At 71.7% G+C, this 2,848-nt stretch carries 4 protein-coding genes; 3 read left to right on the forward strand and 1 reads right to left on the reverse strand.

Annotated features, from left to right (window positions below; translation table 11 throughout):
* A partial coding sequence (locus tag ACYVE7_RS32075) for an endonuclease/exonuclease/phosphatase family protein (protein ID WP_460370074.1) occupies positions 1-496 on the forward strand: 496 nt, incomplete at its 5' end.
* A 7-nt stretch (positions 497-503) separates the two neighbouring features.
* Here ACYVE7_RS32075 and ACYVE7_RS32080 read toward each other — a convergent pair.
* Positions 504-1,238, reverse strand: a complete 735-nt coding sequence (locus tag ACYVE7_RS32080) for a hypothetical protein (protein ID WP_460370076.1) — start codon at positions 1,236-1,238, stop codon at positions 504-506.
* 255 nt (positions 1,239-1,493) lie between these two features.
* On the opposite strand from ACYVE7_RS32080, the gene ACYVE7_RS32085 reads away from it, so the two are divergent.
* Together ACYVE7_RS32085 and ACYVE7_RS32090 are read left to right on the forward strand one after the other, a co-directional pair.
* Positions 1,494-2,138, forward strand: a complete 645-nt coding sequence (locus tag ACYVE7_RS32085) for a lysophospholipid acyltransferase family protein (RefSeq protein ID WP_460370080.1) — start codon at positions 1,494-1,496, stop codon at positions 2,136-2,138.
* A 22-nt stretch (positions 2,139-2,160) separates the two neighbouring features.
* Positions 2,161-2,848, forward strand: a 688-nt coding sequence (locus ACYVE7_RS32090; RefSeq protein ID WP_460370082.1) for a DUF5931 domain-containing protein, incomplete at its 3' end; no start/stop codon positions are given.

Here is a 2,848-nt window from a genome sequence, read left to right on the forward strand (position 1 = left end):
CCGCAGCGCCGGGGTGGCCGTGCTGGGCGGCCCGGGGGTGCGGCTGCTCCGCGCCGACTACGCGTTCCTGAGCTGGAGCCCGCCGCTGCACCGGCGTGCGCTGGCCGTGGCGCGGGTGCGCGTCCAGGGGGTGGATCTGACGGTCGCCTCGACCCATCTCGACCTGGTCGCCGGCGCCCGGCTGAAGCACGTCAACGAGATCGTCCGGCTGCTGGCGCCCTCGCCGGTGCCCGTCGTGCTGGCCGGGGACTTCAACGAGGAGCCCGGCGCGGACGGCTGGAACCTGCTCTCCCGCACCTACCAGGACGCCTACGCGACCGCGCCCGAGGGCGGTGAGCTGACTTTCAGCGCCTACCGGCCGAAGGTCAGGATCGACGGGATCTTCGTGGACCGGCGGCTGAAAGTGGTGGGCTGCGGAGTCCCCGAGGGTCTGGACGACGACGTCCCGCTCGCCTCGGACCACCGTCCGCTGCTGGCGCGGATCGCCCCGCGCTGACGGGACGTCAGATGACGGCGCCGTCGTCGTCGCCGTCACGGGGTTCGTCGCCCATGCGCAGCACCAGGGTGACGAAGCCGCCGATGAACGCGGCGACGGCCATGAACGCCGCCCAGCCGGGGGAGTCCCAGCCCAGCAGCACCGTCACCAGGATGTAGGAGGGCCCGCCGACCAGGCAGAGCCAGGCCAGCCGGGTGGTGGAGTCGCCGGTCGGCAGCGGCGGGGGAGGCGGCGGCTCGTAGTGGCCGTCCTCGTCGGGCTCGGGCATCTCCTCGGCCTGGGCGGGCTCGGCGGAGAACACCACCCGTGCCGTCGGCATGGCGCCCGTCCGATCGACCGGATCGTCGTCCTCGTCCGGTTCCGGCCGCACATTCTCCTCGTCGGGCCAGCGGACGTCGGCCGGAGTGTCGCCGAATCCCGCGACGATCTGCGCGAAGATCGCGTCGTCGTCCAGGGGCTCGGCCGTCGCCGTGGACAGGGCTCCGGGGTCGGTCGCGGTGGCGGCGGGGCCGATCCGGTCGCCCAGGATCCGCTCGTGCAGCACCCGCTCGGCCTCCTCCTTGCGGAGCTGGTCGACGTGGACGCGGTCCAGCAGATCGGGTTCGTCGCCCGCGCCGGGCAGGGCGTAGGCGGCGATGCCCGCTTCGCGCAGCAGCTCCAGCAGATCGTCGGCCAGTTCGGCGACGAGGTCGATCAGAGGCGTGTAGGCGTCCGCTGACAGCCCGTTCTCACGGCGGTTCACTTCCACCTACCTCAGCTCCTCCATAGACGCTGTAGAGCCTACGGTGCGAATCGTCCCACACCATCAGGCTCAGCGCGGTGCCGCGGTACACGCTCCGTCCGCATCCCGCCGGTCGCATCCCGCCGGTCATGCGAAGATGTACGCCAACTCAAGTGCGGTCGGTAGTCAAGAGAGGCGGCATCCATGTTCTGGTGGGTGGTCAAGGCCATCGTGGGGCCCATTCTCACCATCGTATGGCGACCGAAGAACAGCGGGATGGAGAACGTTCCCCAGGTGGGTCCGGCGATCATGGCCAGTAACCACCTGTCGTTCGCCGACCACTTCTTCGGGCCGTGGCCGCTGCGCCGGCCCATCGTCTTCCTCGGCAAGCGCGACTACTTCACGGGCAAGGGCGTCAAGGGCGCCCTGTCACGGGCGTTCTTCAACGGCGTCGGGGTGATCCCGATCGACCGGACCGGCGGCAAGGCGTCGGAGGAGGCGCTCTCGACGGGCCTGCGCGTGCTGTCGGAGGGCAAGCTGCTCGGGATCTACCCCGAGGGCACCCGGGTGCCCGACAACCGGCTGTTCAAGGGGAAGACGGGGGTCGCCAGGCTCGCGCTCCAGGCCAAGGTCCCGGTCGTCCCCATGGCCATGATCAACACTTTTGAGCTGATGCCGTCGGGCAAGCGGCCGAAGGTGTTCGGGCTGCCCGGCCGGCCGGGCGTGCGGTTCGGCCCGCCGCTGGACTTCTCGGAGTTCTACGGACGTGAGGACGACCGTGAGGTGCTCCGCACCGTCACCGACCGGATCATGATGGGGATCAAGGAGCTGTCGGGCCAGGAGTACGTCGACCGGTACGCCGCCGAGGTCCGCGCCGAGCTGACCGGCAGGGCCGCCAGGAAGGACGACGACGAGGAGTGATTCTCCCCGCAGCCCCCCGGCCGTGCCGGTGAACGTCGAGTCCGCGCTGTGGCGGGCGATCGCGGTCTTCCGTTTCGTCGCCCTCGGCTACGCGACCGTCCTGATCGTCGCGAACATCGGCGGCTACGCCCATCCGCTGGGCGGCGCGTTCGTGCTGCTCGTCATGGCGGCCTGGACGGTCTTCACCGCGCACGCCTACCGGCTGGCCGCCTGGCGCGGCGACGGCCGCCGCCGCAAGGTCCTCGCGGTGCTCGACCTGCTGATCCCGTCGCTCTGCCTGGCGGCCACCGCGCTGGTCGAGCACCACCACCATCTGGTGGCGGGACGGCCCAATCTGACGGTGAGCTGGGTCGCCGCGCCGGTGATGGCGTGGGCGGTGCTCGGCGGGGTCCGCTGGGGCCTGGCCGCCGCGCTGGTGATCGCGATCCCGGACGTCACGCTGCGCGGGGTGTACGCGGGCCAGCTCAGCCAGGGCACCCTCAACGGCACGGTGCTGCTGCTGATGGTCGGCGCGCTGATCGGCTACATGGCGCGCCTGGCGCTGGACAGCGAGGCCAGGCTGGCGCGGGCGACGGCGCTGGAGACCGCGACCAGGGAGCGGGAGCGGATCGCCCGCGACATCCATGACTCGGTCCTCCAGGTGCTCGCCCTGGTCCAGCGGCGCGGCGGCGAGCTGGGCGGTGCGGCCGCCGAGCTGGGACGGCTCGCCG

This window comes from Actinocorallia lasiicapitis (assembly GCF_054778695.1).

Excerpts from the sequence above, each read along its gene's own strand:
- ACYVE7_RS32085 (WP_460370080.1), top strand. The coding sequence starts at position 1,494 with ATGGAGAACGTTCCCCAGGTGGGTCCGGCGATCATGGCCAGTAACCAC.